This window comes from Candidatus Korarchaeota archaeon NZ13-K, assembly GCA_003344655.1.
Taxonomy (GTDB): domain Archaea; phylum Korarchaeota; class Korarchaeia; order Korarchaeales; family Korarchaeaceae; genus Korarchaeum.
This window is the reverse complement of record MAIU01000009.1, coordinates 12,561-30,321: the sequence shown is the minus strand read 5'-3', so window position 1 is coordinate 30,321 and position 17,761 is coordinate 12,561. Positions and strand designations below refer to the sequence as shown.

General features: G+C 54.1%; 25 protein-coding genes, 1 tRNA gene and 1 rRNA gene. 10 read left to right on the top strand and 17 right to left on the bottom strand.

Features of this window, described 5'->3' with window-relative positions:
* The 11 genes from BA066_02380 to BA066_02330 form a co-directional block, all read right to left on the bottom strand.
* A 16S ribosomal RNA gene (locus tag BA066_02380) occupies positions 1-278 on the bottom strand; the annotation flags it as partial.
* A gap of 230 nt (positions 279-508) precedes the next feature.
* Positions 509-1,438 carry an ornithine carbamoyltransferase gene (gene argF / locus BA066_02375; GenBank protein ID RDD53867.1) on the bottom strand — a complete coding sequence of 310 codons (930 nt, stop codon included), beginning with the start codon at positions 1,436-1,438 and terminating at the stop codon, positions 509-511.
* Between the two features lie 23 nt (positions 1,439-1,461).
* Entirely contained in the window at positions 1,462-2,331 is an 870-nt protein-coding gene (locus tag BA066_02370) for a signal recognition particle-docking protein FtsY (GenBank protein RDD53866.1), read from the bottom strand.
* The gene (locus BA066_02365; GenBank protein RDD53865.1) at positions 2,321-2,707 is read right to left on the bottom strand and encodes a hypothetical protein; all 387 of its coding nucleotides are present in this window, start codon (positions 2,705-2,707) and stop codon (positions 2,321-2,323) included. The genes BA066_02370 and BA066_02365 overlap by 11 nt, the downstream gene beginning before the upstream one ends.
* Before the next feature lie 19 nt (positions 2,708-2,726).
* Complete coding sequence (locus BA066_02360) at positions 2,727-3,407, bottom strand: translation initiation factor IF-6 (GenBank protein ID RDD53864.1); 681 nt, start codon at positions 3,405-3,407, stop codon at positions 2,727-2,729.
* Positions 3,408-3,668, bottom strand: coding sequence for a 50S ribosomal protein L31e (locus BA066_02355; GenBank protein RDD53863.1), 261 nt, complete (start codon positions 3,666-3,668; stop codon positions 3,408-3,410).
* Positions 3,669-3,680: 12 nt separating this feature from the next.
* Entirely contained in the window at positions 3,681-3,833 is a 153-nt protein-coding gene (gene rpl39e / locus BA066_02350; GenBank protein ID RDD53862.1) for a 50S ribosomal protein L39e, read from the bottom strand.
* 11 nt (positions 3,834-3,844) lie between these two features.
* Positions 3,845-4,168, bottom strand: a complete 324-nt coding sequence (locus BA066_02345) for a hypothetical protein (GenBank protein RDD53861.1) — start codon at positions 4,166-4,168, stop codon at positions 3,845-3,847.
* Entirely contained in the window at positions 4,165-4,620 is a 456-nt protein-coding gene (locus tag BA066_02340) for a 30S ribosomal protein S19e (protein RDD53860.1), read from the bottom strand. The genes BA066_02345 and BA066_02340 overlap by 4 nt, the downstream gene beginning before the upstream one ends.
* A 49-nt stretch (positions 4,621-4,669) precedes the next feature.
* Entirely contained in the window at positions 4,670-5,044 is a 375-nt protein-coding gene (locus BA066_02335; protein ID RDD53859.1) for a ribonuclease P, read from the bottom strand.
* Positions 4,942-5,622 carry a hypothetical protein gene (locus BA066_02330; protein RDD53858.1) on the bottom strand — a complete coding sequence of 227 codons (681 nt, stop codon included), beginning with the start codon at positions 5,620-5,622 and terminating at the stop codon, positions 4,942-4,944. Before BA066_02330 ends, BA066_02335 begins: the two co-directional genes overlap by 103 nt.
* 52 nt (positions 5,623-5,674) lie before the next feature.
* Here BA066_02330 and BA066_02325 point away from each other — a divergent pair.
* From BA066_02325 to BA066_02305, 5 genes are all read left to right on the top strand, one after another.
* A tRNA-Gly gene (locus BA066_02325) sits at positions 5,675-5,751 on the top strand.
* Between the two features lie 139 nt (positions 5,752-5,890).
* Positions 5,891-7,774 (top strand): hypothetical protein, encoded by a 1,884-nt coding sequence (locus BA066_02320; GenBank protein RDD53857.1) that lies wholly within the window; start codon positions 5,891-5,893, stop codon positions 7,772-7,774.
* Positions 7,771-8,463, top strand: a complete 693-nt coding sequence (locus tag BA066_02315) for a hypothetical protein (GenBank protein ID RDD53856.1) — start codon at positions 7,771-7,773, stop codon at positions 8,461-8,463. The genes BA066_02320 and BA066_02315 overlap by 4 nt, the downstream gene beginning before the upstream one ends.
* On the top strand, positions 8,393-9,922 hold the full coding sequence (locus BA066_02310; GenBank protein ID RDD53855.1) for a hypothetical protein: 1,530 nt from the start codon (positions 8,393-8,395) through the stop codon (positions 9,920-9,922). The genes BA066_02315 and BA066_02310 overlap by 71 nt, the downstream gene beginning before the upstream one ends.
* A 77-nt stretch (positions 9,923-9,999) precedes the next feature.
* Positions 10,000-10,788: a hypothetical protein gene (locus tag BA066_02305; GenBank protein RDD53854.1), complete on the top strand. Its 789-nt coding sequence runs from the start codon at positions 10,000-10,002 to the stop codon at positions 10,786-10,788.
* Positions 10,789-10,806: 18 nt separating this feature from the next.
* Here the strand turns inward: BA066_02305 and BA066_02300 are convergent, their stop codons facing one another.
* Complete coding sequence (locus tag BA066_02300; GenBank protein RDD53853.1) at positions 10,807-11,010, bottom strand: hypothetical protein; 204 nt, start codon at positions 11,008-11,010, stop codon at positions 10,807-10,809.
* 241 nt (positions 11,011-11,251) lie between these two features.
* Between BA066_02300 and BA066_02295 the strand changes: the two genes are divergently transcribed.
* The 5 genes from BA066_02295 to BA066_02275 are packed head-to-tail and all read left to right on the top strand — an operon-like array spanning position 11,252 to position 13,245.
* A complete protein-coding gene (locus BA066_02295) occupies positions 11,252-11,647 on the top strand; it encodes a hypothetical protein (GenBank protein RDD53852.1) in 396 nt (131 codons plus the stop codon).
* The gene (locus BA066_02290; GenBank protein ID RDD53851.1) at positions 11,644-11,862 is read left to right on the top strand and encodes a hypothetical protein; all 219 of its coding nucleotides are present in this window, start codon (positions 11,644-11,646) and stop codon (positions 11,860-11,862) included. Before BA066_02295 ends, BA066_02290 begins: the two co-directional genes overlap by 4 nt.
* A 57-nt stretch (positions 11,863-11,919) precedes the next feature.
* On the top strand, positions 11,920-12,213 hold the full coding sequence (locus BA066_02285) for a hypothetical protein (GenBank protein ID RDD53850.1): 294 nt from the start codon (positions 11,920-11,922) through the stop codon (positions 12,211-12,213).
* A 38-nt stretch (positions 12,214-12,251) separates the two neighbouring features.
* Positions 12,252-13,022, top strand: a complete 771-nt coding sequence (locus BA066_02280; protein ID RDD53849.1) for a hypothetical protein — start codon at positions 12,252-12,254, stop codon at positions 13,020-13,022.
* Positions 13,009-13,245: a hypothetical protein gene (locus tag BA066_02275; protein ID RDD53848.1), complete on the top strand. Its 237-nt coding sequence runs from the start codon at positions 13,009-13,011 to the stop codon at positions 13,243-13,245. The genes BA066_02280 and BA066_02275 overlap by 14 nt, the downstream gene beginning before the upstream one ends.
* 35 nt (positions 13,246-13,280) lie before the next feature.
* Here BA066_02275 and BA066_02270 read toward each other — a convergent pair whose 3' ends face one another.
* The 5 genes from BA066_02270 to BA066_02250 all read right to left on the bottom strand — a co-directional run bounded on the left by BA066_02270 (position 13,281) and on the right by BA066_02250 (position 17,706).
* On the bottom strand, positions 13,281-13,772 hold the full coding sequence (locus BA066_02270) for a hypothetical protein (GenBank protein RDD53847.1): 492 nt from the start codon (positions 13,770-13,772) through the stop codon (positions 13,281-13,283).
* The gene (lysS, locus tag BA066_02265; protein RDD53846.1) at positions 13,756-15,375 is read right to left on the bottom strand and encodes a lysine--tRNA ligase; all 1,620 of its coding nucleotides are present in this window, start codon (positions 15,373-15,375) and stop codon (positions 13,756-13,758) included. The genes BA066_02270 and lysS overlap by 17 nt, the downstream gene beginning before the upstream one ends.
* Before the next feature lie 67 nt (positions 15,376-15,442).
* On the bottom strand, positions 15,443-15,721 hold the full coding sequence (albA, locus tag BA066_02260) for a DNA-binding protein Alba (protein RDD53868.1): 279 nt from the start codon (positions 15,719-15,721) through the stop codon (positions 15,443-15,445).
* 81 nt (positions 15,722-15,802) lie between these two features.
* On the bottom strand, positions 15,803-16,063 hold the full coding sequence (locus BA066_02255; GenBank protein RDD53845.1) for a DNA-directed RNA polymerase subunit K: 261 nt from the start codon (positions 16,061-16,063) through the stop codon (positions 15,803-15,805).
* Positions 16,060-17,706, bottom strand: a complete 1,647-nt coding sequence (locus BA066_02250) for a thermosome subunit (GenBank protein RDD53844.1) — start codon at positions 17,704-17,706, stop codon at positions 16,060-16,062. The genes BA066_02255 and BA066_02250 overlap by 4 nt, the downstream gene beginning before the upstream one ends.
* Positions 17,707-17,761: the final 55 nt, after the last annotated feature.

Below are 17,761 nucleotides of genomic sequence, written 5' to 3'. Positions count from 1 at the left end.
TAGGCTAGGTGGGCCGTTACCCCACCTACTACCTGATAGGCCACGGTCCCATCCTAGGGCCTCAGCGGGGCCTTCCCCCCGCCTACTTTCGGGGTGGACCCATTCCAGGAATCCACCCCCATCCGGGATTAGCCTCAGTTTCCCGAGGTTATCCCGGTCCCTAGGGCAGGTTGACCGTGTATTACGGAGCCGTGCGCCGCCGGGAGCAGGGGCTCCCAGCAGACTCGCATGGCTTAGTGCGAGCCCGATAGGGGTTCCCTCCGGCAGGATCAACCGGTCTCGAAGTACGGCCGCAATCCCAACCATTCGTGGGACCGTCCGGACTCTCTCGAGCACGAGCCCTCAGCTCGCGCTCACATAACTAACCACAGTCCACTTCTGTAACCCCAGCCGGAAAGGGAGCCCTCATATGTCAGGCGCAGCCTTCATACTCGGACCCCCCGCCGGGGGCTGGGGCCAGGCAAAATAGGGGGTGCTCACATATATAAACTTAATTGGTGGTGAGACATCAAGACAACAGGGCCTCTAAGACTGCTTTGGCCGTGTGAAGCCTGTTTTCGGCCTGCTCGAATGCTATTGAATGCTCACCGTAGGCTACTTCCTCAGTTATTTCCTCTCCTATGTACCAGGGTTGGCAGTGCATCACCTTGACGTGAGGGGAGGCCTTGCTCACCAGCTGAGAGTTCACTTGATAGGGGGGCAGCACCTGCATCCTCTTCTCCACATCCTCGACGCCCATCGACTTCCAAGTGTCCGTATATATGACATCAGCTCCCCTTACAGCCTCAACTGGGTCCTCCGTTATCGTGAGGCTTCCACCAGTCCTCTCCATAATCTCCCTGACCTTACCCGTCACGTCATCGGATGGCCAGTAATCCCTGGGGGCCCCCACTGAGTAATCGTAACCCATGAGGGCGGAGGCTATCATCAGGCTATGATTCGTGTTGGCCGAGCCGTCACCCAGGAAAGCCACCTTGACCTTCCTGTCCCCGAAGAACTCCTGTATCGTGAACACATCGGCTAGCGCCTGGAGGGGATGGAACTTGTCGCTGAGCAGGTTTATCACCGGGACCTTCGCCCATCTCGCGAGCTCCTCCAAGGTCGAGTGCAGTTTGACCCTGGCAGCTATGGCATGGACGAACCTGCTGAGCACCTCAGCCGTGTCCCTTATGCTCTCACCCCTAGCTATCTGAAGGTTCGAGATGGGCAGCTCTATGAAGACACCGCCTAGGTCGAATGTGGCGACGCTTATGGAGACCCTAGTCCTGGTGGAGGGCTTCTCAAATATGCCAGCCACGTACTTTCCCCTCAGGGGATCCTTAGGGGCTAATCCGTACTTGTGCTCCCAAGACCTTCTCAGGAGATATCTGAACTCCAGTGGCGTCAGGTCGAGCAGGGTCAGGAGGTTCCTACCCCTCAAACTCCTGGCAGAGGACATGCGACCACCAGCACCGGGACCTGTCAGCCCAATATAACCTCTACCGCCCTCGATGGATCGAAGGGGGAGATGTCCGAGAGACCCTGACCGCTTCCTAGGAAAAGAACCGGTTTTCTGGAATGAATGGAGGCGAAAAGGGGGGCCACCAGACCGCCAGCATCTACTTTAGTCACAACTATTGCGTCGAACCCAACCTCGCCGAAGGAGTCGCACTGATTGAGTATATCGTTACCGGCAACTCCATCCAGTACCAGAACCCTCAGGTCCGGCTCCACCACCCTGACCACCTTCCTGAGCTCATCTATCAGGTTCCTGCTGAGGTAGTTCCTCCCGGCGGTGTCTATGAGCAGGTGGGTATAACCGCGGGCCGACGCCATGCCCAGAGCATCAAAGCAGACGGCCGCGGGATCGGCCCCCCTTCTCCCCTTGAACAAGTTCACCCCAGCCGATCTACAGTAACCCTCGAGCTGCTCCCCGGCTGCGGCCCTGTAAGTGTCTGCCGATACGACCAGAACCCTGCCGCCAGCGGACTGCAGGTATTTGGCCAGTTTGACTATGCTCAGGGACTTACCAACGCCGTTGAACCCAAAGAAGATCACCTTGAAGAGTGACTTGCCGCCCGATAAATCGCTCAATTCGATGGGAGTGGGCACGAGTTTGAGCAAGGATCTTCTGAAGACGTCCTTCACCACGCTCCTGGGATCGCCCTTGGTCTCGAGTCCTTCCATCTCTGATGAGAGAACATCCTTCACCATCTCGAGCACTGATGGAGGGAATCCTCTGGAGAGGAGATCGATCTCCATCTCCTCGAATACCCTGAGGACGTCCCTCCTACTCCATCTTTTTTTGACCAGGCCCAAGGAGCTCAGTCTATCTATCAGACTACCTAGCACGCTTCATCATCCTCTGAGCGTTCTCCAGCTCCACCTGAACCTTAGCCAGGTTGCTGGTGACCTCCCTTATGCTTCTGTTCACCTCCTCGAGCCTCTCCGTCATCTGCTTTATGGCCTCCTCAGGGCCCATCTTCGCGTAAACGTTTCCCCCCATGAGGACCAGGACCTCTTTGGCCTTAGCTGCCTCAACTATTAGGGAGATGAAGGCGGAGATGGGGAGTATGAGAGGTCCTATGTTCTCCTCACTGGATTTAGTAAGGGCCTTCAGTGTCTCTATGCTCCTCTCCAGGTCGCTCCTGAGTATGTTGAGCCTATTGTATTCATCCAGCAAGTACCTGTAGAGGGATTGGAGGAAGGCCAGATTATCCTCGCTCAAGTCATCACCCCAGCATCTGTCAGGGCTCTATTTTAAGCGCTTCTGCTATGTTCTCCATCTCCATAAGGGTGGTCGGAAATCCCACCAGGGCCCCGGAGTCGGATGCCACCAGGCCCACCCTGACGTAAATCAGGCCATCGTTCACGGTGCCCCTGAGGCACTCAACCCCTAAGGTATCGGAGATTCCCTTGAGCTCTGAATCGTCCGCCGAGGGCGAGATCAGGCAGCCGGAGTTATTAGCAACAACTAGCGAGCCCACCACGGGGATACCCCCAACGCGGCCCCTCCTAACCCTCACTCCCAGGAGCTTGCTTATCATCTCCAGCTCCTGATCGGTGAAGCCGGGATGGACGACGGCACCGTAATCGTTGGCTATTATATCATTCCCTAGAGCCGTCAGCTTGAAGGTGGGCAGCGCGTGGACATCCATATCCAAGGAATCCCTGAGGTATCTTAGCTCGCTCTCCGAGACGAGAGGAGGAAGAAGCAGGGCCTTGCTGTTTGCAGCGGTCAGTACACCGATCATCCTACTCTCGTAAACGCTGGTCTCAAAGACGCTCAGGCCCAACCTCTCGGCTAGGTTCCTAAGGGAAGAGCCAGCCCCCCTAGGAGCCAGCAGGTACTTCCCAGCCACTCTGAGATATATTCCGAGGTTGGAACTGCCGAACACCTTGGCCCTCAGGACAACCATCCTGATCACTCATGCCGGCCATATCGTTGCGACCTTCTCATCCTCATCTATCACGACCCTCACTCTTACCCTTCCCGGGGGGTTCGATGAGCCCCTGCTCCATAGGAGCTCGTTGAGCTCGGGTCTAACCCTTATATCATAATCCCGGAGCTTGGCGTGCCTCCTGACGAGCTCCCTCACCATCTTGACGGCCCTAGCAGCTCTCTTCTTAGCAGGATACTTAGCCCTCAGGAGAGTACCTATATTGAAACTGAAAACAAGCTCAGCCATGCAATCACCCCATCAAAGCTGAAGCCTGCTTCTCCTCCAATTCCTCCTGGGTCTTCCTCTGACCCTCCTGTTAGTCTTCACGTAGACCCAAGAGGGCATCCTCTTGTCGCTCTTCATGACGCTCGCATACCTGAGCTTGCTACTCAGGAGCCTCTGGGAAGCCATAATATCACCCCTCAAACAACCCTTATGTTGAAATCCCTCCTTTCCCTCTCAGATAGGCTAGCCAGGAGGGCCTTTAGCTCCTCATCCGTGATCTTCCTGGCTAGCTTACCAGCCGAGTAGAGCTGGATCAGATAAAGCTTGACCTCGTTAGCGAGCTCCGGTTTCACCAGCTCAACTCTCTTCAATCTCTGCCAGGCATCTGCAGTTAGCAGGGACTTCACTATGGCATCTATCCTCTGAAGCTCCCTGAGGGCTTCCTCCTCTCTACTCCTCCTCTCGCTCATCTCAGCCATCAGCTTCTCTTGTATCCTCCTCAGCGCCTCGTCCTCGCTCATGGTGGCGTCACCTTCCCAGGGACTATATCCAACTCTCTGATTATCTGACCGGCTATCCTGTCCAGCAACGACACGCCAGCGGGGGATATCCTCCTCCCCCTTCCCTCCACCTTCTCCACCAGACCTAGGGATTCTAGCTGCTGGAGTATCAACCTTATGACATGTCCGCTTCCCTTAGCGAACCTCTCCGGTCTAACCCCTCTCTTCTTCCTTCCACCGTACTTGGTGCGTAGCCTCTCCACGCCGACAGGCTCTCCCCTCAGGTAGAGTGTTCTGAGGATCGAGGCAGCCCTTATGTACCACCAATCCTCCTGCAGAGGAGGCCTCTCCTTATGGGAGCCCGTCTTAGTGTAGTAGGCCCAATCCGGCGGCTTTATTCCATCGTACTTCTTCAACTCCTCCTTGAGCCTCTCTATCAGGAGGTCCGCTCTAACATCCCTGGCCGTGGGCATTTCCCCTCACGCATTGCTACGAGCCACATATAAAACCTTGCACCCCACATCAGTAGGGGCGCCTGCTCACCCCGCCGCACTCATAGCACCTGATAACCAAGTGAGGCATTCTCCTAGATCTCGCTCGGACGCTCATGTTCACTCCGGGATAAAGTAGCTTCTTACAATGTCTGCAGAACCTCCATCTCCACTCCTTAGGTATCCTGACCCGTGAGCGCATCGCAATCCTCCTGGCAAGATCTCCATAGGATATAGCTAGCGCTTTATCCCTCCTGTAGATCTCATCGGCGAGCTGAAGAAGTCTCCTCACTCGCTGTGAGGCTATCTCCCTCTCTCTTGCTTTACTCCTCGCTTTGCGTCCCACACCTCGATGTAGTAGGCGTAACTTAATAACATAGATACGGCAGCCGATGAGGAGAGGGATCCCTCGTAAAGGGAGAGCCTACAGTAGGCTAGCCTCTTGACCTCTTCGGAGAACTCCCCACGCGGGAATCCACCGACGATGAACGCAGCATCCCTCATCCCCCTAAGGAACTCCATCGGATCCATGAGATTTCCCTCCTCATCCAGGAGCACGGATCCGCTGGCCAGCTCCTCGAGCCCGATGGTAACCTCCCTCACCAAAGCCGAGCGTTCACTCTTCCCGATCCATCCCCTCCCCAGTAAGCCCTCCATGAGACCCAAGAACCTGACGTAATTCCTGGGCAGTCTGACGGAGGGGGAGAAGCTGAAGATCCTCCCATCTAAGGTGTGCATGTACAACTTAACCTTGCCCATGAGGTAGAGAGGGTGATCCGTCACCGCTAGAAGTGACCTGTGCACTATATCGGGCCTCCCAGCCTTCTCGGGAACCTTTCTCCTCACCCTGGGAGGCAAGGCATTTACGTCTAGAACGTCATAAAACCTACCATAAACCTTTCTGTAAGTAGAAGCTACCTCATTACTTTTAGCCCAATCAGGGACCCTGGTGAGCGAGGATTCGGCCAGCACCACCGTGATCATCCCTCGCTGATTGAAGGTCAAGCTTAAATAGTGTTGATAGATCCCCCACTCAGCGGCCGTAGTCTAGCCTGGACAGGATGGGGGCCTGCCACGCCCCAGACCCGGGTTCAAATCCCGGCGGCCGCACCACTCTCAGCTGCCTACCCGAGGGGTGGGACGGGGGAGTTGAGGGGATAAGAGGGCACAATGAGAGTTACATGCTCGGGAAAAACTTTCACAAATTTTACTAATATATGAGGGAATATCTGCAATCATTTCACGGGTGCCCATGCGTCTCCCATACCCATACGTGTTTTTCCTCCTATGCTTGCTGCTATTCCCGCTCCTGCAGCAGGTCTCCTGCAATAGGTGCTGGGGAGACATCTCCCTGAGAGCGAGCGTTCCTGCGGCCGTGAAACCGGGGCAGAGGGTGGACTTCCATGCCGAGATCAATGGAGGCTGTGAGTGCGGCGGATCTTGCAGCGTGGGGGTGAGCTGCGTCAACGGGGATAGGACATACACCGATAGCTCCAGCGAGGACAAGCATGGTTATTGCACCGTGAATGACGTCCCTGGAGGGGAGTTTCGTATAACCGCGACCGGGAGTTGTCAAGGACCAGCCTGCGGGCCTGGAGATATCCCTGGGAGTACAGGTCCCCTAAGCAAGAGCTCCGGCGCGGCATATATAGTGAGTGTCCCATCCTTCTCGGTCTCAGCTGACCCCAGAATCCTACCCAAGCGGGGGAGCCTGACCGTAAGGGCCACGGGATTGGGCCCCATAGATGATGGTAGGGGAACTTTGAGCGCGATTGCGAGCTTCGGCGGTAGGAGCTACACGCTCCAGAGATCCTCCCAAGGGAGCTTTGAGGTCACAATAGACTACGATCTCAGGAACAATCCGGCTGGTCAGATGGAGGTTGAGGTCACTGTGACGAAAAGCTATGCTGGGGTGACGGATTCAAAGAGCAGGAGCTTGACCGTCACCCTTCAAGGATCCAGGCCAAGGATAAATGCTGATGTGCCTAGCGAGCTCAGGAGGGGAGATATCTTCAGGGTGTTCGTGAGCGAGGAGGATGGTGACGATGTGAGCGGTAGCATCAGTTTGGATGATTCGAGCTTCCCGCTGGGCAGGGGGGAGAACCTCGTTGAGGTGCCCGCTGATCTGAAGGCCGGGAGTCATCGTGTGCATGCGTCAGCAAGGGACGTCGACGGAGAGGATGAGCTCTCAGCCTCCTTCCACTTGATCAACCAGGAGCCTGAGCTCAGCTTGAGCGTTGACAAGAGGGAGGTGAGCGTTGGAGAGAGGATAACTATCAGCGTGAGTGCGAGGGATGACGCCCCCGGCCTGAGGGTGAGGACTCAAGTGGGTGAAAGCGTGTTCGATGGAACGGGAATCTTCGAGTACACCCCCAGGGTCCCAGGGATCCTCGAGGTGAGGGCCTTGGCGGTTGATAGTGATGGAGCGAGCAAGGAGGTGGTGATGAGCGTTGAGGTCAAGGGAGGGGGATCCGGCGGAGATTCAACTGGCGGCTCCGGTGGCGGTCCGAGACCAAGCGATGGCTCGGGGATCCCCAGCGGCAATTCCGGCGTCGGCTCGGGGGAAACCGAAACTCCCACGATTGCGGATCGGAGCTCGGATGGCGTAACTTCCGCTGGCATTACTGAGACAGAAACATTCACCGGTGTAATGATGGGCGAGAATGACGGCAAATCGGTGAAGCCTCAGAACCCGAAGGAGCTGAATGCCAGCATAGAGGTTGAGCCGGAGGATCCTGCCTTAGGGGACGAAGTCACTGCTAATGTCATTACGGAGGCCAGAGGACTACTGGAGGTGATAGATCCAGACGGGAAAGTTATTGTGAGCACGGTGGCGCATAAGACTCATTTCAATGTGGATAAGCTGGGTTCATGGACTATCAAGTTCACTTACAGGGAGGGGGATAAGCTTAGGGTGGTTACGAGGAAGCTAGCGGTCAGGGAGAGGGAGAAGCCTCCTGAGGAGCCGCGGTCCCTCCCCGCAGAATTTGCTGAGGAGTCCAGATCTATAGAAATATTTAAACCATCATGCATCACTATAGGTGATAATAAAAATGAAAATTGGTTTATATTGACATATCTTGCACTAACACTGCCCCTGCTGCTCCTCATAGCTAAGAGGAGGGTTGCGGGATGAGGCTCAGGGAGCTAGTCCCCCTCATGCTCGGTGTCCTTTTCGTGCTGTCCTCACTGTCATTCCCTCCCCTCCTATGGGAGAGGGAAGGTGTCGTGGAGAGGGGCACTTACGAGCTCCTTCAGTGCAACGCCAGCCACCTGCTGCTTATGGTTAACTCCACACCTTGCATCTCAGCCTACAACATCAACGCCGAACTTCTGGGTTCGGGAAGAGAGCTTACGCTCAACGTGGGGCAGCCCATGATAGTGGCCAGAGGTGATGTCAGCTTCAAGCTCAGGGAAGGGAGCTCGGAGCTAAGCGGGAGCTATCGCATAAGCGATGTAGGTGTCATAATACCGGCGACCCGGGGCGATTACGTCCTAGAGGTCCGAGGGGATGAGGTTGAGGTTTATGAGCTGAGGAACATGAAGGCTTTGAGCATCGCAGTGGAGAATCTCGGAGAGTATTATAGGATCCATTGCGCCACCGATAGGAGCCTCTTCATGGCATCAAGACCTTCGATAATGATACATGGGGATGGAACCATGAGCTACAAGGTTGAGGCTTACGGGAACGTTCCGAACATACCCTTCCTCTTGCTGGGGATTATCTTCCTATCAGCGGCGGTGGTGAGCGCCCATGCTGCTAGATCTAGGGGAGGAGAGGGCGAGTCAGGTAGCGGAGGAGCTCTTGAGGAGGTACAAGAATAAGGCCCTCAGAGTGAGTTTCGGAGAGCCAAAAAAGTGGGGAATAAGGGCTCAGTGCATAAAAAATTCAAGGATCTTCAGGGGAGTGGTCAGGGAGCTCCTCCTCGCAATGGACAACGCTCCGAGGCCCCTGAGAAGGTTGGGATTCATCGTTAAGTTGAGGGCCACCAGCTCAAGTTCCGGGATTGAAGCGAAATGCGAGCTTCCGGAGGCTCCATCGATCGAGTTTCCTGGGGGAGTGCTTAAGTTGATCGAGAGGACCAGGGATGGATACTCGGCTAGGGTCTATCCTAGGAGCTGCGTCAACGGAACCCTGGTTCAGGCTCAGATATTGGCTAGGATGCTCAGGGGAATTTATCCATCATCTTACTCCGATCAGGGGGATCTCATATGGAAGAGTGTAATTCTCAGAGTTGAAAGAGCGATGGAGCTGCTGAGAGACTTTAAGGTAGATGAGAAGGTAAAGGAGGAACTCGCCCTGGAATCCGCTCTTAGGTCAACGAAGCTATGGCCCGTGCTGGCCATTCTGATGGCAGAAGACTGCACTGAAGCTTACGCTCAGCTTGGCAGGAACCTAGTGATTGAGCACATCGTTTACGGTAGGATAAGGGTTGAGAATTACGTATTGGATGAGGAGGACATGAGAAAGCTCATCACATTCGTAGAGGCTGATCCTAACTCTGGATTCGACTTCAGAAGGAGCCTAGCTGAGGTAGATCTTGCTCTGGCTGACCATAAGTTTCGCATAGCCCTTGACGTGCCCCCAAGCTCTAGGGGGGCCTTGGATATCAGGAATCTCAGCGCTATGAGTAAGCTGAGTCTCCCCAGACTCATAGAGCTCGGAACGATAAGCGAGGATGAGGCCAGTTTGGCTCTTGAGAGTCTGGAGACAGGTCGACCCCTGCTAATATTCGGAAGGACGGGGGTTGGGAAGACTACGTTGGCCAATGCGCTCCTGGCAACGCTCCCGAGGGATTGGAGGTTGATAAGCGTCGAGGAGGTTAGAGAGATCGAGGACCTGAGCATATATGGAATGCATCACAGCCCTTATGAGATCCCACATGGAAAACTGGACTTCATAAGGTTCCTTCTCCATAGGAACCCAGATCTGGTGTTCTTGGGAGAGGTACTCACTAAGGAACAGGCCGAGGCTTTCGAGCTCGCCCATTCATCAGGTCTCAGGGTCATGGCGACGACGCACGCCAGGGGCTACGAGGGTCTGGTCAAGAAGTGGGCATCTTGGGGTCTCGAGATACCGGAGGGGACGCTGGCCATATTCATGGAGAGGAGAAGGGTGGCGGACATGATGGAATGGATGGGGAGTTGGATACCGGTCGAGGGGAGGGGCTTGAAGTGGTTCTCACTCTTGGAACGCCTCAGAGGTGCACATACGAATGAGGAGGTGGGTAAACGTATATGCGAGCTAGAAGGTCTCCGGAGGCCAGAACAATTGGTCTACTGAGGCTAGTTCAGGGCTTCGTTATAGGGGTAAGCGCTAGCTTAGCCTCGGGTCTCATCGCGGCATCTTGTTACAATGAGGTGGCCGTAGAGGGTGTTCCCGCGAGGAAAGCCATTCATCAAAGGCTGGGGAAGTTCAGAAGCTATCTGGCTGGGCTTCTGGATGGAAGTGACGAGAGATCGAGCTCCGAAGCGGCGATGAAGCTGCTGGCCCATCTCTATGAGATAGATCTGAGAAGCAGGGAGAGATGGATTCAAATAGGCGTAGCGACATCGGTATCCATCGGCATCTTGGTATCGCTCCTCACGCTCTACAGGAGCCTATCCCCTGATCCCCTATTTCCTCTCCTACTCTTACCTCTCTACTTCCTCCTCCCAAAGTTCGAACCGCTGGAGGTTCCCGATCCAGCTTTGGCCGATTCCGTGGCGAGTGATCTTGAGGCGGGAGGTGGGAGAGTATACGCGATGAGGCACTTAGGGTTGTACGAGAGGATTGTCGTGGACGGCTATGCAAACATTCCGGACTACTTCAATCAGCTCATGACAATCTCAAGGAGGGACATCTCGGCCTCTGTTATGAGGAAAACTGCCAATCTTCTGAGGGAACTCAAGTCAATTGTTGATTCATGGCGCGCTGAGCTCAATTCTCTTAGGAGGCTCTTCCTATCCCTAGTAGTTTTGATGGCCGGAGTGAACTTGGGCGTGTGTCTATTCAGCGAGAGAGCTTTCTCAAATGCTCCTATCGGGTTCCTGTTCACGATGGGACTGACATCTTCGGTGCTGGCTTCGAGGCCCTTGAGGTGTCCCGTTGAAGCTGCATTAATCTATGCGGTGTCCTTCTCGATGGGAATGGTCCTTCTGGGCATCTAAAAAAGTTTGATTGGGGGATCATCCGTTTCTTCCTCCTTTACCGAATATGACGCTATCTATGGCGTTGTATAGCCAGTCAACGAAGCCGGTCCAATCGTTCCAGGCTTTGCTGGCGACGCTCGATGCTATGTCCACCACGCCCTCCGCGATCATCAGGGGTCCAGCTATCACCAGGGCCACTGTGAGCAGGATGAGGATCACGGTCTCCACTGTGTTGAGCATGTTCCCCGGTCTACTCGGATACATTCCAATTTTTATCCGAGTGAATAAGTGAAACTTCTCTTAAAATCCCACTAAATGTCGTGATTTTTAAGAGAGGGACCGGATCCATGGTGATGAGGCTCCCGATGACTCTGGCGCTGGTCATCTTATCGCTCATCGCTACCCTGATCATATACCCGAGGCTCTATCCTCTGGCTGTAGCCCTATCTTGGTTCGCCGTCTGGAGGTGTCTCGATAGATGATGCTTTCGATGGAGAAGTTACTCCTCACGCTGATAGGCATAGTTTCGATAGTCTCGATTGTGGGTTCGCTGAGCGATGATATGAGGATCATTGAGGCTAAGAGGGATGAGAATTGCCTGAATACCGCGTTAAAAAGCATAGATCTTGCGATAACAAATGCGATAGGTGGGGGAAGGGCGACGGGCTATGTCTTCCTCCCGGTGAGGGTTAGCTATGAGTGCACCGGCAGGAGCGTGAGGGTGACGGTCGGTAACAAGAGCGCCTCACTCAATTACCCCTTCAAACTGGCCTGCGGAGGTGAAGCCTACCTGGCTGGCAGATTCGAGGCCAGTTGGAGAAGGGAGGCCAGAGGAGAGGCAACACTTGTGCTGAGCTGGTCGGGTGTTGGGGGATGATTCAGGCAACCCATGAGACACTCCTGACAATGATAATGCTGCTCTTCTTGATATCACTCCTTCTGATACTCGAGGAGGCCTCCTCGGTGATCTCAAGTTACATCCAAGAGCGGAGCAAGGCATCGTGCGAGAGGCTCTTGGAGTTAGCCGGCAAACTCAAGCTGGATGTCAGCGAGTATCTCAGTGGGCTGGAGGAGGGTGCCTGTGGAGGGTAGCATCGAGCTCGCGATAACGATAGTGCTTTTCCTGATTCTATTGATCTGGGTGCTCGTATGAGATGGGTCTTGGCAATCACGGCCTCCCTTCTCATGGTCTCCATCGTACTCTTGAAGCCCGCGGCGATTCACTTCGGCTATCAAGTCTCTTGGAAGAGGGATGCTTGCCTCAAAGCGTTGACCATCGTTGAGGATGAAGGATACAAACTATTGCTTAGGGATACCTCAGCTCGCGAGCTTGGATCGCTCGGGGCTGAACTGACGGAGGATTGCGATTCAGCGGGCTTAGCCTATTGCCTAATAATTCCCGGAACAGATCCACTGGTGTTCTTGAAGGTGGAGAGAGGATGAAGGAATCTCTGATGGTCTTTGGAGCACTCTTAATAGCGATGTTCATAGTTTTCGCATCGGAGCCAGCACTGATCGAGTATCAGGAGTACAAGGGAGAGCTTAGGGCCTACCAGCTATACGTAGAACTTGAGTCCATTGAGCCGAGGGCTTTGGTGTATGCCCGCTCCCAGGTGGACCGCTTCCTATCATCAGTCAACGGAAGCGCTTGCGCTCTAGACCCTCCGGATCCGGATCCGATCACTTTCAGGGATATCTTGGGGGAGGATCTGAGCTACAAGGGGTTCCTCAGCTCCATAGACTTGGACTTCAAGGTATCGAGGACGCAGGGTGGGGGTGAATCGAGCAAGGCATTTGGAAGTTACTGCAGGGATGGTGGAATTAGCGTGGATCTTATGGGCGAGGCAGCGATAGAGGATGGGCTGACCGGGATAAAGGGGTGGAGGAGCATTCGGAGCAGCGGTTGCCAGCAGACCGCCTACTACAAGATGAGGGATGCCTTGGAGTGGATCGAATCGCGGCTCAGGGTGGCTGTTAGGGAAGCCTCCGAGGAGCTTCCTAATTCAACGGGATTCCTCAGGAAACTCGGTCAGGAACTGGGAGGACTGTTGAGTGAATTCAGGGCATGTTACCCGGATCTCGAACTCCGCCTGAGCTACGAAAAGGATTTCTATTTCGAGTATGGTGAGCTCAGGGCACTGATCAACTTCAAGATAATCTTGAGGGATCCTCAGGGTCTCTTCATAGAGGGAGGTGAGGAGAGGAAGGGCTTCTGGTGCATCAGGGAGCTGGTGATCTTTGCTGGAGGATGATTTCCTCAGGATCCTCAGCGAGGCTTTCAGCGCGATGCTTCATAACATGATCACGATCTTGATTATCATGTGGCCGCTCGCCAGGGCTTTACTCTTAGCAGTTTCAGCGATCCTCATCATGATCGGTTTGGTGGCTTGGGCGATCTCGGAAGAAAGAAGGATCCTTCTTTATTCATTGATCATGCACCTGATCGTCCTACTACTCGATTCGATTCTGACTTGATGCAATTACGCATCCGAGATCCATCTTGAGGTGAATCATTGGGAACCCTCAGGTCTGCCGATAGTTGATCTAGAGAGGGCCCATCTCATGGAGCTGAGAACCCTATCCAGATCCCTGGGGTCCTTCAACCTCACCCTGAGCAGCTTCAGGGTGCCCTTCGGGTCCTCCTCCAGATCAACCTCACCGTTGAGCTCCCCGACCTTTCTAACTAGGAATTTGATGGGCCTCTCCCTGGCGTTTATGAGCACGCTCTCATCCGGGAGGAAGGTCACCTCGGTCTTATCCCTATTCAGCCTTAAGCTTCCTAGCAATGTTCCCTCCTCTGAGTATAGCTTCCTCTCCTCGACCTTGGCCTCAGCCTCCCTGAGCTTATCAGCAGTTATCAGAGTTTGCTCCAGGAGAACTTCATCCAGGGACTCCATCATCCTCCTGAGGGAGATTAACTCCCTCTCGAGCTTCTCCACCCTCCTCTTGAGGAACTCCCTGAGCATGAGTAAGTTCTTTACTCTCTCATCCCTTCCCGACAACGCTTCTCTCCTCAACAAACTTGGACCATATCTCCTTAAATCTTTTCACGCCCAACCTGTGGATCAGCGGACCCAGCTTGGGCCCCTGAGGTTGGCCGAGCATCACCATGTAGATTGTTGAGAAGAACTCCTTAGCTGGTATGTTCATCCTTCTGGCCGCATCAAAAGCTCTATTCTGTATCTCGTCGGCGCTCATATCCGGCGATATCTCTTCCACGAAGGAGCTTATGGCGGCGAAGGTCCTCTCATCGATCTCCACCTTCTCTCGGATCCCAGACCCGAAGTACCTCACGTAGTTGTGGGCGTAACTCACGTAACTCCTGAAGAAGGTATCTCTCAACAACTCCTCCTTGCTCAGGCCGTAGTATCTGGATATGAGATCGCTAGCTATACTCAAGAGCTCCTCAAACTCCAACTCGCTCGGGAGCATCGAGATCACGTTGAGGACTGCGGTGTATCTGTAAGGGGGAGGGGGTGGGACGCCCTCCATCAGGTAAGTGAACTCCATCAACCTCCTCAGGGTTACCCTGTCCCTCTCGCTGCCGATCTTCTCCAGCCCGTGGTACCTCCTGAGATTGAGCTCCAGCTCGTTTATGTAAAGGGGGCTCTTTTGAAGGGAGACGCTCCTGGTTCCATGATATCTTTTGAACATGAGCATCCTCAGAGCCTCTGGAGGGGAGAGCTCCATCCACATCTGAGGCGTTATGACATTCCCAGCGCTCTTGCTTATTTTCCTACCCGTTCTGTCGAGGAACATCTCGTACCTCACGGTGAGCGGGGGTTCGTACCCTAGCACCTCTCTGGCTATCCTAGAGTTCACCCTGAAGGAATCCGCTATGTCCTTACCGTGAGGCTCGAAGACTATTCCCAGGGCCGACCATCTGGCAGCGAACTCCCCTTTCCAAGAGAGCTTACCCTCTCCCCTTAAGTAGCTGGTCTCACCAACGTGTCCGCATCCCCTAACTCCCTTGAATCCTTGATCGCAAGCGTAGATGAGCTTCCCTTCATCGGGGAGCACCCTGATCACCCTAGTTGTGTATATCCTCCCGCAGTTCTCGCACCTAGCCCAGTAGTAAATCCATCCCTCCGGTTTGCTCGACCCCACCTCCTCCCTGACTATCTTATCGACAGCATGACTCCCCTCAACGAGTCTCTTAACTTGATCATCCAAGAGACCAGATCTGTAAGCCTCAGTTCCCGAGATGAAGGTGAACTCCACCCCCAGCTTCTCCAGGGCATCTATCAGCAGGGAACTCATGTGCTCCCCGTAGCTGGCGTGGCAGCCGAAGGGATCGGGTATCTCACTGACGGGCATACCTAGGTACCTGCTGTAGTCCTCCGGTATTCCGGCTGGGACCTTCCTCAGGCCATCCCTGTCGTCGCTATAAGCTATCAACTCGCTCCTGTGACCCAGGTTCTCCAGAGCAAGTTTAACACCGTAAGCCCTCAAGGAATCTCCGACGGATCCTATATGAGGAAATCCACTAGCTCCTATTCCTGACTCAACCCTCAGCACATTGAAGTTCCTACCGAGCCTCTTTTCCCTCTCAACTATGTTCCTGGCTATCGCGTCCAACCAGAACGCGGATGCGGTCTCTCTCATGGGGAATCCCCGGTTATAAGAAAAGGGAGATTGGAGAATTGCAATTTAAAAAGGAGCTTTATTCGCTTTAGACCTGGGTCATCTCTATCTCTATGACACTTATGTCCCTTCTGCTTCCGTTCTCATCTATTATCTCCTCTGTCCCGGTCCTGAGATCGGTGATCTTCAGCTTGCCCGGGAAGTACTTGAGTCTCGTTATCTCGGCCACGTCCACGGCCCTAGAGATGGATCTTCCTCTGGCCTTGAGGACGATCTTCTTGACTCCTCTGTTTATCTGGAGCGTTGTGGCCATCACATAGTTGATAGCGGGCTTCTTACCGACGAACACCACGCCCTCCTCTGCCACCATGCTTATCACCTCTTGCACCCTCAGACGCGCGGAGGATCTGAGGTCGCTGCATCCTTGGTGAGGAACTCATTAAAAAGATTACTCTCTCCCCAGTAGATCCCTCAGACGTATCAGGGATACCCTCTCCCCTTCACTCCTCCTTATCAGGAGGGGGAGCCTCCCCTTCTCAAGCTCAAGCTTAGCCAATTCGATGGGATCGGATAAACCCTCAGGTATTTCGTTCTCTTCTAAAAAAAGAGGAGATCCTGTGGCGATCTGATGGGCCCTGATCGATATTATCCTGATCCTCTCAAATTTGGTCAGTCTTTTTGGTCCCAGCAGATCGCTGCTCAAGCTCAATCACTCTCGCTCTTCTCCTTTTCCTTCTCCTTCCCCTTCCCTGGCTCGAACTTCTTGCCAGCCGCCGCGATTATGTCATCTATCTTCAGTATCGTCGTCGCGAACTCTGCAGCAGACTCTATGGCCCTCCTCAGGACCCTTTCCGGTTCTATTATGTCCTTCTTGTACATGTCCTCCACCTCTCCCGTGTATATGTTGAATCCGTACTCCCTCTTACCCTCGCTGTGCGCTTTCCTGAGTTCAGCGAGCTTCACTATGGGATCATGACCCGCGTTTTCTATTAAGGTCTTCGGGATCGACTCCAGTGCTTCTGCGAATTTCTCAACGACGTTCTGCTCCTTTCCACTTAACTGGACGGCGTAATTCTTCAGCATCAGCACCAAGTCGGTCCAAGCCGCTCCGGCACCCACTACTATCTTTTCATCCTCTATCACGTTCCTAACGACACTCAGAGCATCGTGGAGGTTCCTCTCAGCTTCATCTATGACCTGCTTCTCTCCTCCCCTTATCAGTATGCTGACGGCCCTGGGATCCTTGCACCCTTCCACGAAAACCATCTTGTCCTCTCCCACCCTCCTCTCCTCGACTAGTTCAGCGAATCCGAGGTCCTTCTCAGATATCTCCTTAACGTTCACAACTATCTTGGCTCCAGTCGCCTTGGCCAACTTCTCCATATCGGACTTCCTGACCCTCCTGACAGCTAGTATACCATGCTTGGCTAGGAAGTGCTGGGCGACATCATCTATGCCCTTCTGGCAGAACACAACGTTGGCTCCGGCGGCAGCTATCTTCTCGACGAGCTCAGCAAGCATCTGCTTCTCCTGATCCAGGAACTCCTTGACCTGTGTGGGCGATGTGACCCTTATCTTTGAGGAGATCTCCGGCTTCTTTATCTCCAAGGCGCTCTCTATCAGTGCTATCCTCGCATTCTCCACTCTCCTCGGCATCCTCGGATGCACAACCTCCTTGTCCACGACTATACCCCTTATGAGCTTGGTGTCAAATAGTGAACCACCCTCCTTCTTCTCCAGCTTTATGTTCTCTAGGTCGACGATCCTCTTCCCATCCCTCTCCTCAACTACCTGAAGCGCCGCATCAACCACTAGCTCAGCTAGGTAGTCTTGGGCGACCCTGACGGACTTGCTACTCATCGCTATCTTGGCTATCTTCTTCAGGAGTTCCTTATCCTTCCAATCCACCCTGATCGCTATCTTATCTAGGTACTCCATGGCCTTCTCGGTCGCCTTCCTGTATCCCGATATTACGACGGTTGGGTGGATCCCCAAGTCAAGTAGATCCTCCGCTTTTGAAAGCAGCTCACCGGCTAACAGAACGACTGTGGTTGTCCCATCACCTGCCTCCTGCTCCTGAGATTTGGCTAGGTCAACCATCATCTTGGCCGTGGGATGCTCGACCTCTATCTCCTTCATTATGGTCGCTCCATCATGGGTTATTATCACATCCCCGAAGGGATCCACCAGCATCTTCTGCATACCTTTGGGACTCAGCGATGTCCTTATGGTATCAGCTATGGCCTTAGCCACCGCTATGTTGAGCCTCAAGGCCTCCCTTCCCCTGGTCCTCGAGGTTCCCTCCTTCAGTATCAGCACGGGAATGGCTGCTCTCTCACCAGCCTCAACCATGATTCACACCCCCTCCGCAGGATTTCACGAGAACTATCGTCGGTGTACCGAGTAC

Excerpts from the sequence above, each read along its gene's own strand:
- BA066_02285 (RDD53850.1), top strand. The coding sequence starts at position 11,920 with ATGAGATGGGTCTTGGCAATCACGGCCTCCCTTCTCATGGTCTCCATC.
- BA066_02315 (RDD53856.1), top strand. The coding sequence starts at position 7,771 with ATGAGGCTCAGGGAGCTAGTCCCCCTCATGCTCGGTGTCCTTTTCGTG.
- BA066_02355 (RDD53863.1), bottom strand. The coding sequence starts at position 3,668 with ATGGCTGAGCTTGTTTTCAGTTTCAATATAGGTACTCTCCTGAGGGCT.
- BA066_02340 (RDD53860.1), bottom strand. The coding sequence starts at position 4,620 with ATGCCCACGGCCAGGGATGTTAGAGCGGACCTCCTGATAGAGAGGCTC.
- BA066_02290 (RDD53851.1), top strand. The coding sequence starts at position 11,644 with ATGATTCAGGCAACCCATGAGACACTCCTGACAATGATAATGCTGCTC.
- BA066_02280 (RDD53849.1), top strand. The coding sequence starts at position 12,252 with ATGTTCATAGTTTTCGCATCGGAGCCAGCACTGATCGAGTATCAGGAG.
- BA066_02310 (RDD53855.1), top strand. The coding sequence starts at position 8,393 with ATGCTGCTAGATCTAGGGGAGGAGAGGGCGAGTCAGGTAGCGGAGGAG.
- lysS (RDD53846.1), bottom strand. The coding sequence starts at position 15,375 with ATGAGAGAGACCGCATCCGCGTTCTGGTTGGACGCGATAGCCAGGAAC.
- BA066_02250 (RDD53844.1), bottom strand. The coding sequence starts at position 17,706 with ATGGTTGAGGCTGGTGAGAGAGCAGCCATTCCCGTGCTGATACTGAAG.
- BA066_02295 (RDD53852.1), top strand. The coding sequence starts at position 11,252 with ATGCTTTCGATGGAGAAGTTACTCCTCACGCTGATAGGCATAGTTTCG.
- BA066_02320 (RDD53857.1), top strand. The coding sequence starts at position 5,891 with ATGCGTCTCCCATACCCATACGTGTTTTTCCTCCTATGCTTGCTGCTA.
- rpl39e (RDD53862.1), bottom strand. The coding sequence starts at position 3,833 with ATGGCTTCCCAGAGGCTCCTGAGTAGCAAGCTCAGGTATGCGAGCGTC.
- BA066_02345 (RDD53861.1), bottom strand. The coding sequence starts at position 4,168 with ATGAGCGAGGACGAGGCGCTGAGGAGGATACAAGAGAAGCTGATGGCT.
- BA066_02300 (RDD53853.1), bottom strand. The coding sequence starts at position 11,010 with ATGCTCAACACAGTGGAGACCGTGATCCTCATCCTGCTCACAGTGGCC.
- BA066_02330 (RDD53858.1), bottom strand. The coding sequence starts at position 5,622 with ATGATCACGGTGGTGCTGGCCGAATCCTCGCTCACCAGGGTCCCTGAT.
- argF (RDD53867.1), bottom strand. The coding sequence starts at position 1,438 with ATGTCCTCTGCCAGGAGTTTGAGGGGTAGGAACCTCCTGACCCTGCTC.